Genomic DNA, 24,053 nt, shown 5'->3' on the forward strand with positions numbered 1-24,053 from the left:
AGTCAAACGTTTCCTTAGGTGGAATTAAGCCATTGTTGATATTCAGGAAAATAGTAAAAAATGCCCTCTAAAATTCCAGCACTATAATTGCCATTCATACCTAAACAATTACCCTGAGCAAAATAAAGTGAGGCTTGATCATGGGCATCTTGAAGTTTTTTTCTTAATTCTTGGGGAGCATTGGCCACAAGCACCGCAGGAATGGGACTGCTTAAAACTGCCTCATCATTGCCGCTATCCCCAGCAAAAATCGTTTGTGCTAAAGAAAATTTTTGGGTAGCCATCAAAAAAGAAATAGCTTGATATTTGTTGGCTTGGGAAGGCAAAATATCCAGGAGGCCAATGTTTTTTTCTTCATCAACGCTCCAGATTAAATGGGTGGAAAAATCATGTTTTTTTAAAAGTGTTTTGATTTCAATTAATAATTGTTGAGTATCTGCTTGAAGATCGACGTAATAACTCAGTTTATAGTGGCTTTGTTTGGCTGATTCCTGGGGTTGGAGAGCAGGGTGATTGGCAAGGCGGTGATAGATGGCGATCGCCCCCTGTTTTGGCCAGTCCGTCGCAAGGTGATCATCCCAGGTTTGCCAGCGGTGCCATTGGGAATTTTGCCAAGTATAAATACTGCTACCCACATCGGCGATCGCAAATTGGGGGTGAGGCAGTTGATAGTCTAAAATCGCTTGATCAATTAAAGCTAGATGGCGTCCCGTGACATAGGCTAAAGTTACCTGGGGCTGGGCAACAAATTGACGGAAATAAGCCCTTGCCTGGGGAGATTCTGGGGCGGCACCATTGGGAATCAAAGTGCGATCTAGATCAGTACATAACAGCAAGCGATCAGTCATGATTTTGTCCCGTCGCACGACACAATTCTAAGAAATTGTAGTGGGCTAAACCATCTAAAATGCCAGCCGCAAATTCTTTTTCAGAAAAATAAATTGGTTGAATATTGTTTAAATCTGAAAGCTCTTCCCGGTGGCGATTTTTAACCACCACAGACAAACTATTGCCTAACATCATGTCTTCATCGGCCCCGGAACCACCCACCGTTAGAATACGATTGAGGGGAATTTCCCATTGTTCTGCAAACCAGCGTAACCCGTAACCTTTTGAGGCACGAATTGGCACAACGTCGAGGTATTGACCAAAGGAAAACATGACATTTACGGTCTGATCATTTTTAAATAAAATGCGTTTTAATTCCTCAACACTAGGGGCGATCGCCGGATCGTAAAAATAGCTAATTTTAAAGGTGCTTTGGAATAATTTGGGTTGAAGCTCTAACCCAGGTAAATCCCCTAAAAGATCCACCACCCGTTGACGATTCCAAAGATAATTAATGTGATTCGACCAAGCTCGATCTGGCGTCAATTGGGGAGCATAGTAAATTTCTGTGCCGAGGCTCGTCATCAACACATCGGGTTGGGGAATATTGTGTTCCCGCAAAACCTTGAGGGCCGCATCCAAACGCCTTCCCGTCGCAATACAAAAGGCAATTTCCTTACGGTGCTGATTGAGCAAATCTACCAATGCTTGTAGGGCAAGCGGATCCCCCACCAAATTCTGATCAATGGTCGAAACAATCGCTCCCTGGTGATATAGGGCCGGGCGACGGGCGATCGCCAATTCCTGTCGGGACTCCGTGCGGTTCAAAATCGACTGCACCACTTCCATATACCGCTCCACATGGGACTGCCAAGTATATACCCGGCGCACGTTGCGAATCCCCTGTTGCGAAAACTTTTGCCACCGTTGGGCGTCCCCTAAAATTTTGCTGATCTTCGCCGCAATATCCTGGGGTTCAAGGGGATTGACCAAATAACCATTTTGACAATTTTTCAAAATATCCACTGGCCCCCCATCCTCAGTGGCCACAATGGGTAAACCGCTGGCCGCCGCCTCGATCAACGTCAAACCAAAGGGCTCCGTTAAGGCTGGATTCACAAATACCCCTTGGGAAAGACTAGCCAGCCGATACAGTTCCCCAATTTCCTGGGCAGACAAAAATTTAGGATAGGCCACTTTGCCATATAGGTTGTAACGATCAATCGCCCATAACAATTCCGTAAAGATCGCCTGGGCATTGCTGCTTAAATCCCGTGGATCGTCTCGCGTACCCGAAAAAACAATCAAATTAGCCTGCTGTTGCAACGATGGTGATGTCCCAAAAGCTCGAATTAGGCCCAGAATATTTTTGCGCTGATCCAAACGAGACAAGGCTAAAATCATCGGCTTACGGGGTTCCTGCAAAAACACCGCCAATTTCTGCCAAACTGAACCTTGCCATTCATCACCCGTGGGGGGATAAAAACATTGCAGATCCGTCCCCGGTGGAATCACCCGCATATTTTCCGGATGGTAAAAATCGTACTGGGCATACTGACCCTGGATTTCCTGTTGGGTACTGGTAATCACCCTGGTCGCCGAGGCAAGGGTTTCTTCCTCCGCATTAATTCGCCGGGTTAAACGGTAACGACTCTCGATCAGTTCCCCTTTAACCCCACTGGCAAGCAAGCGCTTGCGTTTGCTGCGACCGAGGGAATGGCCTGTATGAAATAAAGGAATCCCCAGATGATTCGCTAGACGGATGCCCACATAACCGGCATCGGCGTAATGGCTGTGGATCAGATCCGGGAGTCTGGGTTGATGGTTGAGATAGGTTAAAGTATTGTCTGCGAAATTATCGAGGTAATCCCACAGTTCTTCTTTGGGAATATAGTCATCGATCCCGGCCGAGATGCGAATAATATTGGCTTTTTCGCTAATGGGTTCGCAAGACTGACCGTAATCGGCACTCACTTTTGGGTCAATGATCTGCTTGGTAATCAAATCGACCTGTTCAATGTCTGGGTGCTGGGCCAGGGCAGCCGCAAGTTCGATCACATATTTCGTTTGACCACCCGTATCAGCATCACGACCCAATTCTAAATTTTGACTGCGGATAAGACCGTGAATACTGATTAAAACGATGTATCGAGGAGATTGGGGACGCATCATCGTTGCTCTGGGGGCATACCCAATATCAACCGTCGCAAGGGGTTTGATTCTCGTTGAAAAATGAATCGCAAAACGCAACCAAAAGGTAACTGCTGTTGTGATGTTAGCGTACCCTTTAGCCCAGTAAGGATCCTTGAAAAATATCTTCATTAATCAAAAATTGGCCAAAGTAGGTCAATTTCTCTGGGCAATTTCCCTGGCTGAAGACCATAAAAAACTCCCCCCGAAAGGAGAGAGAATTTCATACAAATCTGTACCTAAAAATAGATGCTTATTTCGCCTTAGCTTGGTAACTGTTGAAGGTATTTTGTAGGAGCATCGCCACGGTCATGGGGCCAATGCCACCGGGGACGGGCGTAATCTGGGCGGCGACTTGGGCGGCCTCTGTGTAGGCGACATCTCCCACCAGGCGCGATTTCCCCGTTGCCGTATCGACGATACGATTGATGCCTACATCGATCACCACGGCACCGGGCTTGATCATGTCAGCGGTAATAAATTCGGGTCTGCCAATGGCGGCTACGAGAATATCTGCTTCCCTGGTCACCGCAGCGAGGTCTTGGGTGCGAGAATGGGCGATCGCCACCGTGGCATTTGCTTCTAAAAGCATCAGGGCAATCGGTTTTCCCACCAAAATACTCCGGCCCACCACCACGGCTTTTTTCCCTTCGAGGGGGATGTGATATTCCTTGAGCAATTCCATCACACCGTAGGGGGTACAACTGCGCAGGCCCGGTTCGGAGCGCACAAGATGGCCTAGGTTCAAGGGGTGCAGCCCATCGGCATCCTTTTCCGGAGCAATGGTCAACAGCAAACCCACAGCATCTAGGTGGGGCGGTAATGGTAATTGCACCAAAATCCCGTCAACTCGCTCATCTTGATTCAGGTCTTGGATCACAGCTTCGAGTTCGCTTTGGGTGGTATCGGCGGGAAAATGCTTACCAAAGGAGGCCATGCCAATCCGTTCACAGGCGCGTTCTTTGTTACGGACATAGGCAGCGCTAGCAGGATTATCCCCAACCATCAGCACTGCGAGACCGGGGGGACGACCCATTTTTGGGGTGAGGGCCGCGATTTGGGTTTTGAGGTTTGCTTGGATTTTTTGGGCAAAGCTTTTGCCGTCAAGGATTTGTGCCATGGATGTCGGGGATGCTGAGCATTTCGGTTGCCAAGTTTATCTTAGATCTGATGCTGAGGATAGGATCTAAGCGGTGCAAATTTAAGGGGTCGTGGGAGTATTTTTAGGGCGACGGCTGCGACTGCGTGGGGGCTGGAGGGCTTTTTTGATCAGGGTTGGAATTTCTTTAAGATTGCGGCCAAAGGCGAGTTTTTCTCGTTTGAAGGCGCTGTGCATTTCCGCTGGGGTGTAGGTATCGCTGATGCAGTAGGAAAGTTGGTTGGCGATGATGGTTCCGGCATCGTAGCAACTGCGCTGGATGGGGGCGTGACTGCCACAGAGGTAAGTGACCACGGGGGTTTCGATTTGGTCGCGGATTAGGGGGATTAGATCAATTTCTTCTTGGGAACCATAACGACCTAAAAGGGCGATCGCCTTGGTTTGGGGATCTTGATCGAGGTAGTGGAGCCACTGGGCAAAATGGGAACCCGGCAGATCAGCGTTGCCCACATCCACCACATAGGATTGGCCTAAACCCGCTTGATTGAGGAGAATTGCCACTTCCTGGGAGAGGCTACTAAACCGACTGAGAAGCGCAACTTCACCGGGTTGGAAATGATTAACGAAGCTTGTCCCCAGCCACAGTTGCCCCGGAATCACGAGTCCACTGCTCCCTGGCCCTAGGATCTGCACCTCTTCTTGTTGGGCTTGGCAGAGCAGGCGCACCATATCCAGGGGCGGCACTCCCGCAGAAACGATGATTAGTTGTTTAATCCCGGCGGCGATCGCCTCAAAGGCCGCATCCAAAACCTCAAAGGGTTCGACAAAGATCAAACTGGTGGTAATCTCGCCGACCTGGGCCTTGGCTTCCATGACCAAATCAAAAATGGGAATGCCGTCAAGGGTCTCACCACCGCCCCCAGCACTGACGCCCCCAATAATCTCGGTGCCATAGGCGACCATCCGGGGGAGATAATATTGGGCGAGGGGCGTATGGATCCCTTGAATCAAAATATTGTGATTTGTGTGCCAAGCCATTGCCGTTGTGTCTAAGTCCTGTGTGTGAGAAAAGTTGAAAGGCGTTTTAGGTTCCGGGTTTACTGAGGGCGATCGCCTGTTTGACGGCGGCCTCTAAATCTTCTTCCCAATGGCAACCAGGCGCGATCACCGGGTCAAGGGAAGGTAAACAGCGCACGATAATGTGTTGGGGCAACTCAGGTAGCTCTGGATCGGGGTCAGCATCCGGGGCGATCGCCAATTGGGGTAAACGTGCGGTTAAAGTTGCCAAAATGCGTTGGTTAATTTCTGCTTCCGCCACCAAGTTCAACAAAACCACCTTGATCTGCGGTAGTGCGGCCAATTGTTCAAGAATAATTTCGATCTGTTCATCTAGGTCGTAGGGTGAAAACACTCGACCCTGGGCGCGGGGGCCAAGGAGCCAACAGCAGGCTGGATGACCCTTGAGATCATGGAGCATATCCCAAATCACCGCCGCTGCCCCCACCCCATAACAAACAATGCCCACCGCGCCCCCCTGGACATCATGTTGCCAAGAGAGGGGGGCCGCCTCTGGGGTAAAGCTGAGTTGGTTTTGGTGCTCGTAAAATAGGGCGATTTCAGGGTGCTTACGGAGGGCCGTATCGTGAACCGTGACCTTACCATCAAGGGCCATTAATTCCCCTGCTTGGTTAATGCCCAGGGGATTGATTTCCACCAATTCCAAGTCCTTGGCAAGGAGCAGATCGTACATTTTTTTGATGATGTCGCTCAAGGCGGGCACCAATGCGCCCCGGATGCCCATTTTGTTGAGGAGATGGCGCGCTTGGAACGGGGAGAAAAAGTCTTTGATCACCACTTGATGGAGGTTCGCCAAAAGCTGATCGATTTCCATGCCGCCGTGGGCTGACCCCAAAAGCACAGGCCGCTGCAATTCGTAGTCTAAAACCACCGCCAAGAAAATTTCCTGCTTGCGTTCGTAGTGGGCCTCGGCCAGTAAAACATCAGGGTATTGCCCGGCGATCGCCAAATTAAAAATATTCCGCGCGGCGGCGATCGCATCAATGGTATTCTGCACCCGTTTAATGCCCCCAGCTTTACCCCGTCCCCCAGCCCGCACCTGGGACTTCAGCACAATGGGATAGGGAATTTGCAACTGTTTCAGTTCCCGGGGATCCGCAATAATCTGGGACGGCAACGTGGGTATCCCCACCTGTTCAAAAAGTTGTTTTGCTTGGTATTCGAGCAATTCCATTAGCGCAGAGGCAACCTCTATATTTCTCAACTCAAGCCTAACTTAAAACCTGAACCCTAGTCATCAAGGCCAGAGGTTCCAGTGCCGAGGCGCAACGATTAGGCTTTATCTTTTTTCACGTATTTGGGTAATTAGGCGAACAAGGGAAAAAAGTTAATTGCAGTTAAAGAAATGGTGTTTTTTAGATTAAGTTTTATCTGGGATCTCAACGGATTATTTAGGGTTATTTGCACCCAATAAATTCTGAGCCATTCGCCCCCAGGACAAGCCATGGATCGCGGCGGTCTAGCCGGGAAAATACGCATCTAGCTTTTGTTTTAGGCGGATTTGGGCTTCAAACAGATTTGGGTAAGCTTCCCCCCGGTGGGTACGGTGATCATAAAGGAGATTCTCGCCCGCAAAATGATCTGGATCGCAAACATAGCTGATTAGATTTAACCCCAAAGCTCGATTTTCAAAGATCAAGACCGGGAGTAAGGACAGGTCGGGCACAGCATAACCAAACCGGGCGATCGCCTTTTCCGCCACCGTAATTCCAATGATCGTTTCATCGCCCCAGAGAATCTCACTATCGGGAATCGTCAAAGCATAAAACCACAGGCGATCAAGGGCTTGCCAGTCCGTTGCCGTAGCCCGTTTGGTCAAATTTTCCCAGCGACTGGGGTCAGGTTTTAACAAGGTCGCAAAGGCTGCCACCAAACCATGACTCGGTTGATAGCCAGCGGCGGTACGGTGCAGTAACACCTCAACGTAATACCCCCGGCGCTGTTCTCGACAAATGACCTTGAGGCTCCCCTGGGCATCCGCAATTTCCCACCAAAGTAGTTGCAGAGGCTCCCCATAGGCTTGGGTACAAACCCGTTGGAGCTGGACTTCAGGATCTTGGCCCGTGGTGTGGGTCGTTGGGGACATGGACAAAAATTGGGTGGTGACAGAGCGAAATCTAGCTTAACCCCTAGGCCGATAAAAGAGAAAAGTCACCCCAGAGTTGAACCGTTGGGGTGACCGAACTGTAACGCCAAATCCTAACTAAATCATCAAAGTGCTATGAACCAACGATGCCGCCATCTTTACGGGTGATGACCACGGTGCTATCCCGGGGCACCATCCCACTCCCCTGGGGAGCCGGGAAATTGGTGGTGGCTGGGTTGCCATCGCCTGGGTGCTGCACGTTAATAAACATCGTGCGACGCTCTGGGGTCACCGTAATCCCCGTTACTTCGCAATCAGTCACCCCAGTAAAGAGACGCCGAATTTCCTTGGTATTGGTATCAGCCACAAGCAGTTGGTCATTCAAGCCGTCCTTCTGGGCACCATCGGTTTGGATAAAGAGACGGCCATCGGGGTCAGCCCATAGTCCATCGGGAGAGGCAAAAGATTCTTCGGTGCCATGGGTATCTTGGGCGATCGCAAAAATATCCCAGGTAAAGGTTGTCCCCACGTGGCGATCGCTATCCTGCCAGCGAATAATGTGGCCATCGGGATTCGGCGCAAGGGGATTAGGGGCATCGGCTTCCGTGCGACGGCTATTGTTGGTGAGGGCACAATAAACGTTTTCCTCGGTACCAACGGTGATCCATTCCGGACGATCCATCGGTGTTGCCCCAGCCGCATCCGCTGCTAAGCGAGCATACACAAGGATTTCGGCCTGGTCTTGGAACTTTCCTTGTAAGGCTGGGTTATCCATGCTGAGGGGAAGCCATTCCCCAGAACCATCATCGTTAAACTTCGCGACGTACAACTGCCCTTCATCGAAGGGACTGATCCCCCGCGCCCGCATTGACTGCCAATTGTTCGCTGAAACAAACTTGTAAATGTAGTCAAAGCGTTCATCGTCACCCATATAGCAGACCACACGACCGCCACGACCAACGACAATTTCTGCCCCTTCATGCTTAAAACGACCAAGGGCTGTGCGCTTAACAGGGGTCTGGTTGGGATCCATCGGGTCAATTTCGACGACCCAACCGAAGCGGTTTTCTTCATTTTTGTAGGCCGCCTTTGACAAGTCGAATCGCTCGTCATAGTTTGCCCAGCCATAGCGAGAACTGCTGGCGAGTCCATAGCGGGCCTGGGCTTCGGTGGGTGTCCATTCTCCCGTGGCCCCGAAGTAGGTGTTGAAGTTTTCCTCACAGGTGAGGTAAGTGCCCCAGGGAGTGTAACCGTTAGAACAGTTATTGATCGTCCCTTTCGGCGCATTGCCCGCTGCCGTTTTTAGGAGAGGATGATTTGCTGCAGGGCCACTGAAGGCCATGGGGGTATTGGCATGGATCCGGCGGGCATAGTTACTGCGAACCACTTCCCAAACGCCACGATTATTTTTCTTGATTTCAACGACGGAGGCGCCATGGGCGTGTTGAGACAATCGCACATCCTCAAGGCTGGCGGGATCTGCTTTACCCAGGACGTGTTCGTTGATGCCAAATTCATGGTTAATTGCCAACAAACCATGGTCATTGTTGTTGCCGAGGGGGAAAAACCACATCCCATCGTGGCCGATGCCGATCTGCTGGGCCTGTTCGTCGGCGGTGGGTCGGGTGTTGGGGTCGCCATTGTATTCAGGGCCACCGGGTTGGATGGGAGTGCCCCAGGGGATCAACACTTGGTATTGGTAGTCACTGGAAATACTGGGGACAGGGCCATTGCCTTGGGCTAGGGTTACAGCATTGAATCCCAAAAGGGGACTGGTGCGCCGTTGGGCAACTTGGGTGGCGGCGGTGCTGGGTTTGAGGACGCTATTGCCGGCGATCGCTCCGATAAAACCAGCGGCGGAGAGCATCATGCTTTTTTGGAGCATACTCCGGCGGGAGAATCGCGCCTTGAAAATATCTTGGAAAGGACGATTATTTGAATAATTACTTCTGCCGTCGTCGTGAATCATGATTATAGGGTGCTTAGTTTACAGCGTCTCAAAGATGTTTTAAGGAAGAAATATTTTAATTTGCCCCTGATTTTGGTTTTGAATATTGAGTGTTTATCATAGAGAATTATGCCATTATTTTTTATGGCGAATCAATTCCTTAAATACACTTTTTTTATCCAAATATCCAAATGAATTTCCTTAAACAGAAAGTGGTTAGAGCCTTTTAATATTTTTTTAAACAAAGGCTTTAGCCGTGGTTAGAAAACATCTAATCAGTTAAATGGGCAGACATAGAGGATGCCGATTACAATTATCGCCATGGGAATTAAGTAGAAATTAAGAGTGACCAGTTAAAACTTTAAATTTTCTTTCAATCCGTTTAAGAAAGAAGCCGATCTATTGAATTTAAAATCGATAATTATGGTGCATTCAGGGGTTGCTCGTTTTGCAAACAGGCACCCGTCACTACCCCAAGGCGATCGCCCCGCTGCGGATTTTCCCTATAATGAGAGTTAACTTATGTAACAACGCCTGCTCATTTCCACCATGACTCAGCGCCTCCTCTACGTCCGCCTCCCTTGCAATCCCATCTTTCCCATTGGCGTGGTGTACCTAGCAGATCATGTCCATAAGCTCTTCCCAAACCTCGAACAAAAGATTTTCGACCTAGGGGCAGTACCGCCTCTGGATTACAAGAAAGCCCTTGATGACTGTATCGCCGCTTTTAAGCCGACGTTGCTGGTCTTTTCCTGGCGCGATATCCAAATCTATGCCCCCGTGGGCGGCCGGGGCGGCAACCCTCTACAAAACTCCTTTGAGATTTTCTACGCGAAGAATCCCTTCATCAAACTAAGGGGAGCTTTCGGGGGTCTTAAGGTGATGGCGGCCTATTATGGTGAACTGTGGCGCAACCTGGGACTCATTAAGCGCGGCCTCAAAAAAGCCCAACAGTATAATCCTGAAGCCCAGATAGTCGTTGGCGGCGGAGCAGTCAGCGTCTTCTACGAACAACTGAAAACTGCGTTGCCCCAAGGGGCGATCGTCTCCATCGGCGAAGGAGAGACCCTACTAGAACGCCTACTCCGGGGCCAAGACTTTAGCGATCAACGTTGCTATGTTGTGGGCCAAGCAGAGTTACGCCCCGGCATGATCCACGAAGAACCCACCCCCATTGAAAAAACCGCTTGCAATTACCAGTACATTGCTGAAATTTGGCCGGAGTTTGATTATTATCTCCAGGAAAATGATTTTTACATCGGTGTCCAGACGAAACGGGGCTGCCCCCACAACTGTTGCTATTGCGTCTACACCGTCGTCGAAGGCAAGCAAGTCCGGGTCAATCCGGCGGCGGAAGTAGTCGCAGAAATGCGTCAACTCTATGATCGAGGGATTCGTAATTTTTGGTTTACCGATGCCCAGTTTATTCCGGCGAAAAAGTACATGGATGATGTGGTGGAGTTGCTCCAGGCGATCCGCGATTCGGGCATGGACGATATTCACTGGGCTTCCTATATCCGCGCTGATAATTTGACCCCAGAGATCTGCGATCTGATGGTAGAAACGGGGATGAATTATTTTGAAATTGGCATCACCAGCGGCTCCCAGGAACTCGTGCGGAAAATGCGCATGGGTTACAACCTGCGGCGGGTATTACAAAACTGCCGGGATCTCAAAGCGGCGGGCTTTAATGATGTGGTCTCGGTGAATTATTCGTTTAACGTTATTGATGAGACCTTTGATACGATCCGCCAAACCATCGCCTACCACCGGGAACTCGAAAAAATCTTCGGGGTCGATAAGGTAGAACCCGCCATTTTCTTTATTGGTCTCCAACCCCATACCCACCTCGAACAATATGCCTTTGATCAAGAGGTGCTAAAGCCGGACTATAACCCGATGAGTTTGATGCCCTGGACGGCGAAAAAACTTTTGTGGAACCCGGAACCTCTCGGTTCTTTCTTTGGGGAAGTGTGTCTCCAGGCTTGGCGGCAAAATCCCAATGATTTCGGTCGGGAAGTGATGGCAATTTTGGAGGCTCGTTTGGGGCGATCGCCCTTGGAAGAAGCCTTAACGGCAAAAATTGTGTCCCAAAAGCTGACTCTGATTCCTGCTTAAATTTTTGACCTAGGCGGGTGATGGGTTCGGAATTTTCAGGACTGGGGGTTAACATTTGCGTTTGGCCAAATCTTTAATAAGATTGTCAAAAAAGCCTATTTACCCCGTCTGTTTACGGAGGAAAGGATCGGTGTTGAAGTCTTGCCCTAATCTGTGTCCCCTATTGGCTGTTCTTGGGGGATTTATGCTGCTTTCTCCTGGGGCGATCGCCCAAGAAGTTTTCACCTTTGAGCCGTTACCCCCCGTCCCCCCAGTGATTCCCCTCTGGGAAGACCCCCCCGCCTCGGAACCTGTGTTTTACGATGGCCCTGCAACGACGGTGGCCCCTGGTCAAGAGTACATTTTTGAGGCTCCGGCTCCCACCGCGTCCCCTCCGGCATTTGTCCCCTCGGCGCCGCGGTCAAGCGCCCGCTACCGGGTTGAAGTAGTCGGATCTAGTCCCTTGATGTTGGCAACGGTGCGCCAGGTGGAACCAACTGCTTTTGTGAAAGGCGATCGCATCCAGGCTGGTTTGTTTTCTGAGCGCGAAAATGCAGAAACGCTGCGGGCCAACCTCCAAGCCAGTGGCATTGCTGCCCAAATTACAGACATGGGTTCCGGAGATTCATTCGCTGCCAATAGCACCACAGTAGCTAGTAGCCATGGTGGTTACTTTGTGGCGATTCCCAGCCGCGGCCAAGGCCAAGATATTCAAGATCAACTGCGGCGCATGGGCATTCAACAGGATTTGATCGAAGCAAAAAGTGCTCCCCGGGGGCCTCACATCGCCATCGGCCCTTTTGCTCAACGGGAAGAGGCAGAGTTGATGAATGTGCGAGTCCGCCTCATGGATCTTGACGGTCGCCTGTATTTCCGCAACTAGCTTTCATTGGCTTTCCCTTACAATCGAAACGCACTTGATTTGTCGTTTTTTTCAGAAAAACCATGGTCACAACAAACCAGCAAGCCATTCAGATTGAACGTCAACCCAGCCCGAAACGATTAGCGGCACTGGGGGTCAAAACTTGGGGCATTTGGACGAAGGAAGTCTCCACCTTTCCCTGGTCTTACGACGAAGCGGAAACCTGCTATTTCCTTGAGGGGGAAGTAACTGTAACCCCAGAGGGCGGCACCCCGGTCACCATGGGTAAAGGAGATTTAGTGACCTTTGCGGCGGGCCTGACCTGTACCTGGGAGATTACCCAACCTGTGAAAAAGCACTATTCCTTTGGGTAATCATTGAGGCGATCGCTCAGGGCAATCCATTGTAAAAGATCCACTTCTTCCCCCCTCGCCTGGGGACTAATGTCGAGATCTGCAAAAATCGGGTCGAGAATTTCTGGGTTATAAAGGCTTTTAAGGTTATTGCGCAGCATTTTGCGCTTGCTGGCAAAGCCCACCTTAATCAGGGTTGCGAGTAGTTTGGGGTTCTGGGCTGGCTGGGCGAGGGGCCGGGGCCGTAGGCGCACCACCACGGATTCGACCTTTGGTTTCGGGTAAAAGGCCTTCGGCGGTACAACACAAACCGTTTCACAATCGGCGAGATATTGCACCCGCAGAGTCAAGGCCCCAAAGGCTTTGGTACAGGGATGGGCCACGAGGCGATCGCCCACTTCCTTTTGGATTAACAAAACAATGGACTCAAAGGGATTCGGGTTCGGTCGGTCAATGGTGCCCAAGAGTTTCTCTAAAATCGGCCCGGTGATGTTGTAGGGAATATTCGCCACCACCTTACGGGGGTTTTGAAATTGGGGAAAATCCCCCAAAAATTCATTAATGTCTGCCCGGAGATAGTCCGCTTCGAGGAGTAAAAAGTTCGGGCGATCGCCATAATTCTTGACCATGTACTTGCATAGATCCCGGTCAATTTCTACCGAGAGCAAGGCTTCTACTTGAGGCAATAAACGGCTGGTTAACGCCCCTTTCCCTGGGCCAATTTCCAAGACCCGGTCTGTCGGCTGCAGGTTTGCCGCCGCAACAATCTCATCTAAAATCCGTTGATCCGTCAGCCAATGTTGACCAAACCGTTTTCGGGGGCGCATCGTTTTGTCTCTCTCCATCCAGGGGCAGGGGTTTATTTTACAAGCATTTTCTACCCCTAGATTTTTTCCCCACTCAAGATAAACATCGGGTCTACCGCCGCAAACACCTGACGCATTCCCTGGGTTTCTAAACGGTTAATTGCCGCCTGAACCACTTCCACATTCCGGGCCTGCAGTTCCGAAAAACCCTCCGAAAGCTGATAAAGCTGCTCCAAGTTAGTCGCCATCGCCACCGCTCGGCCCCCTTGCCGTAAGCATTGCCAAGCCTCACTCAACAGAACTTTGATCGGTTTGCCACCCCCAAGACAAATCCGATCCGGCTTCGTGGCAATCTGGGCAAAACATTCCGGTGCATTCCCCTCAATCACCGTAATATTGTCGGTTTGAAAATGTGCACAATTGCGACGCACTAAATCCGCGACCTCCTCATCCCGTTCAACGGCGATCACCTGGGCTTGGGGGCATAAAAGGGCGATCTCAACGGAAATTGTCCCCGTCCCGGCCCCAATATCCCAGAGTACAGAATCCGCCTCCATCCGTAGGGCCGAGATAATCAAAAGCCGCGCTTCCCGTTTCGTCAGGGGAATGCCTGGTAAACGTTTAAATAGGTGATCCGGAATGCCAGGGGTCTGGTAATGCCAAGCCATAAGTGCTGCTAAAAAATAAAAACTACAGGGTTGCAAACGCATCCGTTGCGTTCAATAATTCCGTTTGAATGCCCGGTTCAAAGGCCGAGTGACCTGCCTCCGGGACAAGGACAAACTTTGCTTCCGGCCAGGCTTGATGGAGTTCCCAGGCACTGGTCATCGGACAAACCACATCATAGCGACCCTGGACAATGACTGCCGGCAAGTGGCGGATGCGATCAATGTTTTCGAGGAGTTGATTTTCCGTGGCAAAAAAACCTTTATTCACGAAGTAATGGCATTCAATCCGGGCAAAGGCTTCGGCAAATTCTGGGCGTGCAAAACTCACTTTACTGGCCGCCGAAGGAATTAACCGACTGGTGCTACCTTCCCACACAGACCAGGCCTGGGCTGCTTCTAGGCGAATGTGAGGATCGGGACTGGTTAAACGTTTGTAATAGGCACTGACGAGATCGTGACGTTCGTCAGGGGGAATCGGTTTGAGGTAACTTTCCCAGGCATCGGGGAAAATTTCGCTGGCCCCGTACTGATAGAACCACTGGATTTCTTTTTGACGGAGCATAAAAATTCCCCGCAGGATCAGACCAAGGCAACGGTCTGGGTGGGTTTGGCTATAGGCGAGGGCGAGGGTACTGCCCCAACTGCCGCCAAAGATAAACCATTGGTCAATGGCGAGATGGTCGCGGATTTTTTCGATATCTGCAACGAGATCCCAGGTGGTATTTTCCCGTAATTCTGCCCTGGGGGTACTCTGGCCTGCGCCCCGCTGGTCAAACAGGATAATGCGCCATTGTTGCGGATCAAAAAATTGGCGATAGATCGGGGGACAGCCCCCCCCAGGGCCACCGTGGATGAAGACGACGGGTTTACCATCTGGATTGCCGGATTCTTCGTAATAGAGGGTGTGGAGCTCAGAAACAGGGAGTTTGTCACTGTGGTAGGGCTGGAGAGGGGGATAGAGGTTGCGCATGGCCGAGGTGAAGGGGTGGGCGTAGTTGAATCGTGCCAGAAACAGCAGGCGATCGCCAATGGGTTGGCTGTCCTAGAGGGTGCTGGCGAGATAGTGACGGGTGACGTAATGGTTCACCATATCAATCAGTTTTTCACTGTGGATCGGCTTGGGGAGGTAATCTTGGAAACCATGTTTTTGAAGTTTTTGCCACTGGTCATCGCTGAGGCGATCGCCCGTCAAGAGGGTGGGAATTTGTTGGGTTTGGGGGGCCATTTTGAGGCTATCGATAATGTCTTCAATTTGAATTTTATGTTGGTGGGCATCGAGAATCACTAAAATCGGCTGGAGAGCACTAATCTGACGGCTGGCAATTTCGCTATCGATCAGCCAAATCACTTGGTAGTTCGTCGCCGTTAACAACTCACAAATCAGGGTCGCCATTTCTTCATCCTGGGAAACCAGCACAATGGTGCCGCCTTGGTTACCGCCCACACTCCCCTTACCCACGGGGTGAAGATTGCGGGGCACTTGGTTGGGGATGCGGACGGTGAAGATGGAGCCTTTTTTTGGCGTGGAGGTGACGTGAATTTGTCCCTGGTGAATTTCGACGAGCTGTTTGACGAGGGCTAAACCAAAACCCGCCCCATCGTAGCGACGACTCATGGAAGGTTCGAGTTGCTGGAACTGCTCAAACAGGAGGGGAATTTGCTGGGGAGGGATGCCAATGCCCGTGTCTTTGACCTGGAAGCTGACATCTTTGTGTTTTTCGCGCCAAATGCTGAAAGTAACTTCGCCACCGTGGGAGGTGAATTTAATCGCATTGGACAGGAGGTGACTGAGGATTTTTTCCAGGCGGATCGGGTCGGCGTAAAAGGAATCTTGTTCTGGTTCTAGTTGATTGATGAATTTAAGGCTGATCCCCTGGCGATCGCCTAATTCTTGGAACCCATTGAGGACGCGATAACACAATTGTTTGAGGGAAAATTTTTGTAAATCCAACACAGAACGGGCCGCTTCTGTTTGGGAAAAATCAAGAATATCCTGGAGTAAATTACGCAGGCGAGTGCCGCTTTCATGGATGGTTTGGAGATAGACGCGCTGTTTTTCGGGGGAGAGCTTTTTCGGATTGTCGTCGGCTGTCCAATAGCTGAGGGTATTCGAGAGGCCAATGATCGACGTGAGCGGAGTCAAAAGCTCGTGGCTCATGATGTGGATAAATTCTTTTTTCGATTGGCTGGCCACTTGGGCAGAGAGGAGGGCATCTTCTAGTTCCCGGGCGCGGCGTTGGGCGAGGGTTTCAAGGCTGGTTTTTTGTTCTTGCAATTGCTGGTAAGAACGGGCTTGGAGGATGGCGATCGCCAAATATTCCGCCACGTGGGTCAGGAAAGTAATTTCATTTTTGCGCCAACGGCGGGGGCCATGGCATTGGTGGGCGATGAGCAAACCCCAGAGGCGCTGCTCGACGATGAGGGGCACTACTAACTTCGCCTTGACCTGCATCCCTTGGAGTTGTTGCTTAAAACAGGGACTGAGGTTTGGTTGGGTCTCGATGTCATTTACCGCCAAGTGCTTCCCATTCAGATAGGCATCTTTGATCAGTTGATTATTCGTCAGGCATTCATCTTGGTCAAAATGCAGGAGGGAAGTGACTTTGTCTGAGGACACCACTTCAAAGGTGACCCGATTGACGAATTTCTCTGGCTTCGCCGTCGGTAAATCGAGCTGATAAACCAGCAGCCGATCAACCCGTAAGAGGCGCTGGGCTTGTTCGAGGGCCATGCGTACCGTCACCATCAGGTCTTGGTTTTGGTAGATGCGATGGGTGACATTGTTGAGGATTTTTTCCTGTTCTAGGCGCTGGCTCAGCAACATATTCAGGGGTTGGTTGGGCACCACCGCCTCGTCAGGCGCAGTTTCTTGGATGGACGGCGATCGCACAATCTCCAAGAGGCCCACCATCAGATCCGGCGGAATCGCAGAGCGTTGGGGCAAAATCTTTTTTCGCAGGGCCTTCAATTGGGGAAAGTCCACTTGACTACCGAGGAGGGTCGCAATCAGGGGGGCGATCGCCTGGGGATCGAACACCATAGAAATTTCATACTGTTCCCCTGGGGCTGACAGCGTATCCGGAGTAACTGCGGCGGGATCAATAGCCTTCGCCCACAGCAGGGCCGTAAAATCCGTTTCGATGAGGAGGTGAAAAACGTCGTAGTCGAGGGCCAACCCTGCCTCTTGTAACTGGGCACCACTGATGTATAGGCGATCCTGGGGGTCGATGCCAATGCCAAACCGCCGCCAAAGATGACACAGCTGTTGCAGCACATTCCAGGGGGCAGTCCAAGCAATATCGGGGGTAATGGCGTTAAGAATCATGAATTACGTCAAGAGACCAATCAGACAGACCTCGTTGCTGTCTAGCATGGCCCTAATTTTTGGCGGGAGCTTTAGATCTAAGCTTTTCTAAAGAAAGTTTATGGCAAGCTGAGGGGTTGCTGAAAGAATCTTCTTGTCTTGAAACGAAACGTGTCAAGGGCAGAGGATGATCAAGCCTGACTTGGCGACAGGTATTTTTTCGGTAGGATGATATCATACAAGGCTTTTGCCTTCCTTTCGCGCTCCTATTGTAGGTTTCGCCGATGTTCTATAGTTTTCAAAACCGCATCTCTGTCCCAGGGATTCCCCCATTGGCCCTGGGTTTCGCCTCTAGATCTTGTTTGGGTCTGGTGGGCTTAGTTGGACTATTAAGCTTGACGCTCCCCCAGGCGATCGCCCAAGCACCGCCCCAACTGACCTGTGATTATGCCGAGCCTCCCCAAGACCCAGCGATCACCCCAGAAATGTCTTGTATGCTCCGTTTTGATGCCATTGAAATTAATGGCCTAGAACCCTTAAGTTCCGGCCAACCCCCCAGCCGTTATTCTTGGTTTATGCGCCAAGCCGAAGACCGCACCGAATTACTAATTCCTTTGTTATTTAGGCAAAGTCCCACCCCCAGCACTTTGGATCTTTTGGTACTTGGTCAAAATGATGTGGCGGTAGCCCCTCTATTTAATCTGCGTATTTCCCAACAGGATTGGCAACGGAACCCCAATATCAAACAGTGGGCCAGTTATTATCCCGAAGTAGATGTCCTCCTGAACCTCAGTCAGCCCGTGGCGAGTAACGAAGCTGCAACATCGCCAGCATCGCCAACCCCAGAGACAATCACGCCACCCCCAAGCCTAGATACGACCCCAACCCCAAGCGAAGGGTTAGTTCCCGATGCGGGGATTCCTGCTTTACCTAGCATTCCTACCCTACCAGACGTGGAAAATGTGAGCCCCCCAGCAACCACAGCACCATAAAAAAGTTCCCATGACCCTTGGAAAAGCCATAGGAAACTATTTTTTATTTCTAAGTTACTAATCAGGCAACATTCAAGGTTTGGGGCCTAGGCTGAAGCTGAAACTTCTGGCTTAACGGCTTGGTTCAAAAGTTCCTGGAGTTCATCGCCTTCAATGACCTCTGTATCGAGGATTTTTTGGGAGATGGTTTCGAGTAAATTTCGGTTGGCCCGCAAAATGGCGATCGCCTGATCATGGGCAGTCTCGACAATTTCTTTCACCTCTGCATCGATGGCCTGGGCTGTCTCATCGCTGACCATGCGCCGGGGATTCATCATACTTTCACCGAGGAAATTATTTTGGGAACCCCGTTCATAGGCGAGGGGGCCGAGGACTTTGCTCATGCCGTAGGTGGTGACCATCCGTTCGGCGAGATCCGTGGCCCGTTGCAGATCGTTGGCGGCACCTGTGGTGATCGAACCAAAAACAATTTCTTCTGCGGAACGGCCTCCGAGTAGGGTGGCAATCTGGTCACGCATTTCCCGCTCATCCATCAAGAAACGGTCTTCTGTAGGCATTTGTAGGGTATAACCCAAGGCTGCCATTCCACGCGGCACAATGGAAATCTTGGCAACTCGGCCTCCCCCAGGCAACAAAGCACCAACAAGGGCATGACCGACTTCGTGATAGGCGACAATTTTCTTTTCTTTATCCGACAAAACCCGGCTTTTTTTCTCCAGGCCAGCGACAACCCGCTCAATTGCTTCCGAAAAATCCGCTTGGGTTACCTTATCACGCTTATTACGAGCCGCTAGCAAAGCTGCTTCGTTAACAAGGTTCGCCAAGTCAGCCCCCGCAAATCCAGGGGTACGGGTCGCAATTTCTTTTAAATTAACTTCATTGTCGAGTTGGACTTTGTTGGCGTAGATTTCAAGGATTTTTAGACGTCCGCCGAGATCCGGGCGATCCACCAAGACTTGACGGTCAAACCGTCCTGGGCGGAGCAGGGCAGGATCAAGGGTTTCGGGGCGGTTCGTTGCAGCTAGGACAATCACGGTGGCATCGCCCGCCGAAAAACCGTCCATTTCGGTTAAAAGCTGGTTGAGGGTTTGCTCCCGTTCGTCATTGCCCCCCATCATGCCGCCACTGGCCCGGGATTTGCCGATGGCATCTAATTCATCGATAAAGATAATACAAGGGGCTTTTTTCTTGGCTTGTTCAAAGAGATCCCGTACCCGGGCGGCACCGGCACCGACAAAGAGTTCAACAAATTCCGAACCCGAAATACTAAAGAATGGTACGCCAGCTTCACCAGCAACGGCCTTCGCCATGAGGGTTTTTCCGGTTCCCGGAGGGCCAACCAGTAATACCCCTTTGGGAATTTTGGCACCGATCGCCGTGTAGCGTTGGGGGGTTTTTAGAAATTCAACAATTTCCGTGAGTTCGGTTTTGGCTTCCTCGACACCAGCTACGTCATCAAAGGTGATTTTTGTGGCTTCTTCCTCAACGTAGACTTTTGCTTTGCTGCGGGTAAAGGAGAGTGCTCCCCCGGCTCCCCCGGCACCGCCAGCACTGCGCCCAATGAAAAATTGCCAGATTAAGACAAAAATAATCGGCGGGATCACCCAACCCAAGATATTGCCAAAGAAATTATTTTTTGGGGGAGGTGCGGCAAATTCAACGCCACTGGCTTCGAGACGCTTGGGCAAATCTAGGTCAAAAATGGGGGTGGTGCGGAGGATTGTGCCCTGTTGTTCTTCGCCTTCGGCTTTGAGTTGGTAACGGATTTCGCGATCGCCAACGGAAGCGCGGGCCACCTGACCATCTTCTACCTGATTGATGAAGAGACTGTAGGGCACCTGAGGGGTCGGATTACCAAACAAATTGGGGAAAAAGGCATTCACCAGGAAAAAAAGTCCCGTCAGCCACAACAAAATGGAGCCAATTTGCCTCGTCCGAGAGGGGGGTTTATCTTTGATGCTCATAGCAATGTTGTCCGCAGAAAGCTTTGTATTCCCCCATTGTAAAGATCGTTACATTTTTGATACAACGCGGTTAACCGAAATCAACGGTTCGGCTTCAGACGAGATCATTTGTGTTAGTGGGCTAGGGCTTGGCCAAGGTATTTAGGCGCTTTAGGGGCGATCGCCAAGGCATCTGTTACGCGCTACTTTCTTCATTTTTTATGCAAAAGAAAACGGTAGACAGGTTCGCCTTTGTTGGCCGTGGCGACTTCCCGCTCCGTCGGCACTGGAAAAATATTCTCCTTTAGCCAAAACGAATCATGGGTGAGGATGAATTTTTCATGCTCCAGAAATTTTTCTCTCATTTCTAAAGCAACTTCTTCAACGTCCGACTGACAAAACAAAACCAGCTTTTGGGGTGTATGTTTCGCCAGAATATCGACTAGATCTGGTTGCACAACCCGGCGTTTGTGGTGCTTTTTCTTAAACCAAGGATCAGGAAATTGAATCGTGATCCAAGTCAAAGTTTCCGTCGGCAAGGAGTCCAACAGCACCTGGAGAGAGGTATTAATATTCGCAAAAACGTAGTGAAGATTGTTTAGCCCCAGTTGATCCCGGATTTCGTTGGCATCGTCCACGAGGGGTTCGCGAATTTCTACCCCAACAAAATTACGCTCTGGAAACCGTTGGGCCATCTCTAAAATAAACCGCCCCCGCGCACAGCCAATATCAAGGTGTAAAGGAGCCGTTAGATCAGCAAAAAGATCTGACCAATCTGGCATCTGAAACACCTGTTGATACTTATCGGTTAAGGGATTGACATGCTGTCGAACGCGCGATCGCCCCACGAACTCACTCCTTAGAAATGTCCAACGAAAAAAATTGCCATCCCATTGTGCCACGTCCCCCACGCTAAACTTGGATATGCTTAAATGAAAAAGAGCAAAAACCCTTTGCCCTTCGTGAACCCCTCAACTTTTCGGCAGACTATGGCAGAAACCACCGATCCCAAATCCAAAGCAGCCCCCGCCGCGAAAAAAAAGGAAAAGCCCCCCGCAGTAGAAGACAAACCCTTTGCGGAGTTTATTGAGAATCACTTCCTCCCGGATCTACAAACTGCCCTCAAGGAAAATGGCATTGGGGACATGGGTCTCAAATTTATCGAAACGAATATTCCCATTAAAGGTTTAGAATCCCAAGTCTGCTGGCAGGTTCAAGGCAGTTGGCTTAATAACAAACGGCAATTTATCCTTTATTTCATTGATGCAGACATCAAAGGTCAGAAAGCTTGGTCTTTTGCGACGGATGGCTCCCCCCACAGCACCCTAGAGTCTTTCATGATCGATGAACGTCGGGTGAATCTTCCCTTGATGGTCGGCTATGTGATCCAGCGGCTCAATGGCCAAAAATGGTTGGTTCTCAACTAAGGCGCGGCGCGATCTGTACCGACAAGGTTATCCATGAGCGATCCTGAGGCCCTCAAACAGTTACTCGAAGCGGTGGCCCAGGGGGTAGTTAGTCCCCAAAATGCGCTGACAGAGCTGAAGCATTTGACCTTTGAAGCTGTGGGTGACTTTGCCAAAATTGACCACCACCGCCAACTGCGCACGGGCTTTCCGGAAGTGATCTGGGGGCCAGGGAAAACGCCGGATCACATTGCCCAAATTATGCAAACGATGGGCGATCACCACCCGGTTGTCATGGCTACCCGCATTGATGTGGAGACCTACCACCAACTGCAGCCCAAGGTACATAACCTCACCTATTTCCCCGAAGCCCGCATTTGTGCCCTCATCCAGACACCGCCCCAGGTACGCCATCGGGGGACGATTTCGATCTTGACCGCTGGCACCGCTGATCTCCCCGTAGCCGAAGAAGCGGCTGTCACCGCAGAGTTATCGGGTTTTGCGGTAAATCGCCTTTGGGATGTGGGGGTGGCCGGAATTCATCGTCTTTTAAGTCATCGCCATGTGATCGAACAAGCAGACGTTCTGATTACGGTGGCGGGCATGGAGGGGGCTTTGCCCAGTGTGGTGGCGGGTTTGGCCGATTGCCCTGTGATTGCCGTTCCTACCAGTGTTGGCTATGGAGTGAGTTTTGGCGGCGTTTCTGCTCTCCTGACCATGCTTAATTCCTGTGCGGCGGGTATCGGTGTGATGAATATTGATAATGGCTTTGGGGCGGCGATCTTGGCGGGACAAATTTTGCGGACAGCGGCAAAGTTACGCTAGAGAGTCAAACGCAACAGTGAAAAATCGTCTTCGAGGTGATTTTGGTGCAGGCGATCGCCAATGCTTTTGACCAGAGGCTGGAGAGAAGTGCCTTGGAACCGCTGTAGAAAGTTCAAAAAAAGATTCCATTGCTGTTTGTGGCTTATCGCCGACGTATTTTCATAGACCCCATCACTAAACAGATACAAGCGGGAATTAAACGGCAGATAAAGGCTATGTTCTTCGTAGATGCTGAGATCGGGTGGCAACATCCCAATCGGGAACCCCTGGGCTTTTAATAATTGCGGCGGTTCACCAGTATTGGGTTTCACCAGAACCGCCGGGGGATGGCCCGCACAGGCATAGGTAACAATCCGGTCATCCACGTCATAAATCCCATACCACATGGTGAAGTATTGGCCTTGCTGTTCGAGAAATTGGCAAGTGCGGTTGAGGTGATTCAGAACAGCCTGGGGGCTGCGGTAGTCAAGACCTTTAGTTTTATTCCGCGATCGCAATAGGTTCAAAATGCTAATGGAAGGAAGTGCAGCTTTGAGGCCATGGCCCGACACATCCAAAAGATAAAACACCAGCTCCTGGGGACTGAGCCAAAAATAATCAAAGCCATCGCCCCCCAATTGGGAAGACGGAATAAAGCAGCTATCGATCTGTAAGTGATCTTGATAGAGGGGGTCTGGTAAAAGCGATTTAACATATTGGGCCGCCTCGGTCAGTTCCGACTCTAAAGCGCGTTTCTGGGCAGTCAAATCCTGGGTGAGACGACAGATTCGCAGGCCAGATCTAACCCTGGCTTCTAGTTCGTGGCTGCTAATAGGCTTACAGAGAAAATCATCGGCTCCCGCATCTAAACCCATCACCTTATCTTCGACGGCATCTAGGGCACTCAACAAAATAAAAAAGGTAGTCGAGAGATCGGGGTGTTGTTTCACTGCTTGACAGACTTCAATGCCATTCATTTCCGGCATCATCCAATCGGAAATGATGAGATCGGGCCGGGTGGCGATCGCCAAGTCCAATCCCGTTTTGCCATCACTCGCGGTGGTGACTTGATAACCCTTACGTTTGAGGGTCCGTTCCAAGAGAACCCGCATGGCAAGGTCATCATCAATGACAAGAATCTGAGGCATTACTTAAGCTAAACTACCAAGGGAGACTATCCCTTTTTATGGCTGTACTTTGGCTATCTTAGACCAATTTCAATTCCAAATTCCCAGTGATACGGCTCAGTTAGACCAAGTCCTCCAGCACTGTGAGGCTTTTCAACTGCGTCATCACCTGGCCAGCCAAGATTGGCTCCAGTGTAAAATCGTGATCGCTGAGGGATTTACCAATGCCGTTCGCCATGCCCACGGCGAAGATCTCAAGCAGTACCAGATCACCATTGAACTCTGCCTCAGCCACCACAGCCTCGAAATCCGCATTTGGGACCATAGCCCCACTGTCTTTGACCTAGAGCAATATTACGCCACCCAACAACACCAACAAACCACCCTAGAAGATGCGGGGGGGCGTGGCATGATGATTTTGCAGAAAGTGGCCAATCATCTCACCTACCGCCGTGATCCCCAG

The 24,053-nt window shown here is 50.7% G+C and carries 20 protein-coding genes and 1 pseudogene; 7 read left to right on the plus strand and 14 right to left on the minus strand.

The window, feature by feature from the left end:
* Positions 1–14: 14 nt before the first annotated feature.
* From AWQ24_RS04540 to AWQ24_RS04570, 7 genes are all read right to left on the minus strand, one after another.
* Entirely contained in the window at positions 15–848 is an 834-nt protein-coding gene (locus AWQ24_RS04540) for an HAD-IIB family hydrolase (protein WP_062433015.1), read from the minus strand.
* A complete protein-coding gene (locus tag AWQ24_RS04545; RefSeq protein ID WP_065717305.1) occupies positions 841–3,000 on the minus strand; it encodes an HAD family hydrolase in 2,160 nt (719 codons plus the stop codon). Before AWQ24_RS04545 ends, AWQ24_RS04540 begins: the two co-directional genes overlap by 8 nt.
* A gap of 271 nt (positions 3,001–3,271) precedes the next feature.
* The gene (folD, locus tag AWQ24_RS04550) at positions 3,272–4,138 is read right to left on the minus strand and encodes a bifunctional methylenetetrahydrofolate dehydrogenase/methenyltetrahydrofolate cyclohydrolase FolD (protein WP_012306517.1); all 867 of its coding nucleotides are present in this window, start codon (positions 4,136–4,138) and stop codon (positions 3,272–3,274) included.
* An 81-nt stretch (positions 4,139–4,219) separates the two neighbouring features.
* A complete protein-coding gene (locus tag AWQ24_RS04555; protein WP_065716125.1) occupies positions 4,220–5,155 on the minus strand; it encodes a succinyl-CoA synthetase subunit alpha in 936 nt (311 codons plus the stop codon).
* A gap of 46 nt (positions 5,156–5,201) precedes the next feature.
* A complete protein-coding gene (locus tag AWQ24_RS04560; RefSeq protein WP_012306519.1) occupies positions 5,202–6,368 on the minus strand; it encodes an ATP-grasp domain-containing protein in 1,167 nt (388 codons plus the stop codon).
* Between the two features lie 285 nt (positions 6,369–6,653).
* Positions 6,654–7,280 (minus strand): hypothetical protein, encoded by a 627-nt coding sequence (locus AWQ24_RS04565; RefSeq protein ID WP_065716126.1) that lies wholly within the window; start codon positions 7,278–7,280, stop codon positions 6,654–6,656.
* A 133-nt stretch (positions 7,281–7,413) separates the two neighbouring features.
* A complete protein-coding gene (locus AWQ24_RS04570; RefSeq protein ID WP_065716127.1) occupies positions 7,414–9,249 on the minus strand; it encodes a PhoX family phosphatase in 1,836 nt (611 codons plus the stop codon).
* Positions 9,250–9,777: 528 nt separating this feature from the next.
* Here AWQ24_RS04570 and AWQ24_RS04575 point away from each other — a divergent pair.
* The 3 genes from AWQ24_RS04575 (at position 9,778) to AWQ24_RS04585 (ending at position 12,561) form a co-directional block, all read left to right on the plus strand.
* Positions 9,778–11,346: a photosystem II high light acclimation radical SAM protein gene (locus AWQ24_RS04575; RefSeq protein ID WP_065716128.1), complete on the plus strand. Its 1,569-nt coding sequence runs from the start codon at positions 9,778–9,780 to the stop codon at positions 11,344–11,346.
* 184 nt (positions 11,347–11,530) lie between these two features.
* On the plus strand, positions 11,531–12,208 hold the full coding sequence (locus AWQ24_RS04580) for an SPOR domain-containing protein (RefSeq protein WP_065716129.1): 678 nt from the start codon (positions 11,531–11,533) through the stop codon (positions 12,206–12,208).
* Positions 12,209–12,270: 62 nt separating this feature from the next.
* Positions 12,271–12,561 (plus strand): cupin domain-containing protein, encoded by a 291-nt coding sequence (locus tag AWQ24_RS04585; protein WP_065716130.1) that lies wholly within the window; start codon positions 12,271–12,273, stop codon positions 12,559–12,561.
* Here the strand turns inward: AWQ24_RS04585 and rsmA are convergent.
* The 4 genes from rsmA to AWQ24_RS04605 all read right to left on the minus strand — a co-directional run bounded on the left by rsmA (position 12,546) and on the right by AWQ24_RS04605 (position 17,339).
* Positions 12,546–13,367, minus strand: coding sequence for a 16S rRNA (adenine(1518)-N(6)/adenine(1519)-N(6))-dimethyltransferase RsmA (rsmA, locus tag AWQ24_RS04590; protein ID WP_083993490.1), 822 nt, complete (start codon positions 13,365–13,367; stop codon positions 12,546–12,548). The genes AWQ24_RS04585 and rsmA overlap by 16 nt on opposite strands.
* 56 nt (positions 13,368–13,423) lie before the next feature.
* Positions 13,424–14,014, minus strand: coding sequence for a precorrin-6Y C5,15-methyltransferase subunit CbiT (cbiT, locus tag AWQ24_RS04595; RefSeq protein WP_012306526.1), 591 nt, complete (start codon positions 14,012–14,014; stop codon positions 13,424–13,426).
* 22 nt (positions 14,015–14,036) lie between these two features.
* A complete protein-coding gene (pip, locus tag AWQ24_RS04600; protein ID WP_065716132.1) occupies positions 14,037–14,984 on the minus strand; it encodes a prolyl aminopeptidase in 948 nt (315 codons plus the stop codon).
* Positions 14,985–15,056: 72 nt separating this feature from the next.
* A complete protein-coding gene (locus AWQ24_RS04605) occupies positions 15,057–17,339 on the minus strand; it encodes an ATP-binding protein (RefSeq protein WP_065716133.1) in 2,283 nt (760 codons plus the stop codon).
* A gap of 263 nt (positions 17,340–17,602) precedes the next feature.
* On the opposite strand from AWQ24_RS04605, the gene AWQ24_RS04610 reads away from it, so the two are divergent.
* Complete coding sequence (locus tag AWQ24_RS04610) at positions 17,603–18,310, plus strand: hypothetical protein (RefSeq protein ID WP_065716134.1); 708 nt, start codon at positions 17,603–17,605, stop codon at positions 18,308–18,310.
* An 86-nt stretch (positions 18,311–18,396) separates the two neighbouring features.
* Here AWQ24_RS04610 and ftsH4 read toward each other — a convergent pair whose 3' ends face one another.
* The gene (gene ftsH4 / locus AWQ24_RS04615) at positions 18,397–20,274 is read right to left on the minus strand and encodes an ATP-dependent zinc metalloprotease FtsH4 (RefSeq protein ID WP_012306530.1); all 1,878 of its coding nucleotides are present in this window, start codon (positions 20,272–20,274) and stop codon (positions 18,397–18,399) included.
* A 191-nt stretch (positions 20,275–20,465) separates the two neighbouring features.
* Positions 20,466–21,101 (minus strand): tRNA (guanosine(46)-N7)-methyltransferase TrmB, encoded by a 636-nt coding sequence (gene trmB, locus AWQ24_RS04620; protein WP_065716135.1) that lies wholly within the window; start codon positions 21,099–21,101, stop codon positions 20,466–20,468.
* Positions 21,102–21,242: 141 nt separating this feature from the next.
* Between trmB and AWQ24_RS04625 the strand changes: the two genes are divergently transcribed.
* Entirely contained in the window at positions 21,243–21,680 is a 438-nt protein-coding gene (locus tag AWQ24_RS04625) for a DUF2996 domain-containing protein (protein ID WP_065716136.1), read from the plus strand.
* A 33-nt stretch (positions 21,681–21,713) separates the two neighbouring features.
* Positions 21,714–22,484: a nickel pincer cofactor biosynthesis protein LarB gene (larB, locus tag AWQ24_RS04630; RefSeq protein ID WP_065716137.1), complete on the plus strand. Its 771-nt coding sequence runs from the start codon at positions 21,714–21,716 to the stop codon at positions 22,482–22,484.
* On the opposite strand, the gene AWQ24_RS04635 is transcribed toward larB, so the two are convergent.
* Positions 22,481–23,611: a PP2C family protein-serine/threonine phosphatase gene (locus AWQ24_RS04635; protein WP_065716138.1), complete on the minus strand. Its 1,131-nt coding sequence runs from the start codon at positions 23,609–23,611 to the stop codon at positions 22,481–22,483. The two genes, larB and AWQ24_RS04635, sit on opposite strands and share 4 nt — an antisense overlap.
* A gap of 49 nt (positions 23,612–23,660) precedes the next feature.
* Here AWQ24_RS04635 and AWQ24_RS16695 point away from each other — a divergent pair.
* Positions 23,661–24,047 (plus strand): annotated as a pseudogene (locus AWQ24_RS16695) (ATP-binding protein); the annotation flags it as partial.
* Positions 24,048–24,053 lie beyond the last annotated feature (6 nt).

It is taken from the genome of Picosynechococcus sp. PCC 8807, assembly GCF_001693295.1.
Taxonomy (GTDB): Bacteria; Cyanobacteriota; Cyanobacteriia; order Cyanobacteriales; family MRBY01; genus MRBY01.

Excerpts from the sequence above, each read along its gene's own strand:
- AWQ24_RS04540 (WP_062433015.1), bottom strand. The coding sequence starts at position 848 with ATGACTGATCGCTTGCTGTTATGTACTGATCTAGATCGCACTTTGATT.
- AWQ24_RS04545 (WP_065717305.1), bottom strand. The coding sequence starts at position 3,000 with ATGATGCGTCCCCAATCTCCTCGATACATCGTTTTAATCAGTATTCAC.
- folD (WP_012306517.1), bottom strand. The coding sequence starts at position 4,138 with ATGGCACAAATCCTTGACGGCAAAAGCTTTGCCCAAAAAATCCAAGCA.
- AWQ24_RS04555 (WP_065716125.1), bottom strand. The coding sequence starts at position 5,155 with ATGGCTTGGCACACAAATCACAATATTTTGATTCAAGGGATCCATACG.
- AWQ24_RS04560 (WP_012306519.1), bottom strand. The coding sequence starts at position 6,368 with ATGGAATTGCTCGAATACCAAGCAAAACAACTTTTTGAACAGGTGGGG.
- AWQ24_RS04565 (WP_065716126.1), bottom strand. The coding sequence starts at position 7,280 with ATGTCCCCAACGACCCACACCACGGGCCAAGATCCTGAAGTCCAGCTC.
- AWQ24_RS04570 (WP_065716127.1), bottom strand. The coding sequence starts at position 9,249 with ATGATTCACGACGACGGCAGAAGTAATTATTCAAATAATCGTCCTTTC.
- AWQ24_RS04575 (WP_065716128.1), top strand. The coding sequence starts at position 9,778 with ATGACTCAGCGCCTCCTCTACGTCCGCCTCCCTTGCAATCCCATCTTT.
- AWQ24_RS04580 (WP_065716129.1), top strand. The coding sequence starts at position 11,531 with ATGCTGCTTTCTCCTGGGGCGATCGCCCAAGAAGTTTTCACCTTTGAG.
- AWQ24_RS04585 (WP_065716130.1), top strand. The coding sequence starts at position 12,271 with ATGGTCACAACAAACCAGCAAGCCATTCAGATTGAACGTCAACCCAGC.
- rsmA (WP_083993490.1), bottom strand. The coding sequence starts at position 13,367 with ATGCGCCCCCGAAAACGGTTTGGTCAACATTGGCTGACGGATCAACGG.
- cbiT (WP_012306526.1), bottom strand. The coding sequence starts at position 14,014 with ATGGCTTGGCATTACCAGACCCCTGGCATTCCGGATCACCTATTTAAA.
- pip (WP_065716132.1), bottom strand. The coding sequence starts at position 14,984 with ATGCGCAACCTCTATCCCCCTCTCCAGCCCTACCACAGTGACAAACTC.
- AWQ24_RS04605 (WP_065716133.1), bottom strand. The coding sequence starts at position 17,339 with ATGATTCTTAACGCCATTACCCCCGATATTGCTTGGACTGCCCCCTGG.
- AWQ24_RS04610 (WP_065716134.1), top strand. The coding sequence starts at position 17,603 with ATGTTCTATAGTTTTCAAAACCGCATCTCTGTCCCAGGGATTCCCCCA.
- ftsH4 (WP_012306530.1), bottom strand. The coding sequence starts at position 20,274 with ATGAGCATCAAAGATAAACCCCCCTCTCGGACGAGGCAAATTGGCTCC.
- AWQ24_RS04625 (WP_065716136.1), top strand. The coding sequence starts at position 21,243 with ATGGCAGAAACCACCGATCCCAAATCCAAAGCAGCCCCCGCCGCGAAA.
- larB (WP_065716137.1), top strand. The coding sequence starts at position 21,714 with ATGAGCGATCCTGAGGCCCTCAAACAGTTACTCGAAGCGGTGGCCCAG.
- AWQ24_RS04635 (WP_065716138.1), bottom strand. The coding sequence starts at position 23,611 with ATGCCTCAGATTCTTGTCATTGATGATGACCTTGCCATGCGGGTTCTC.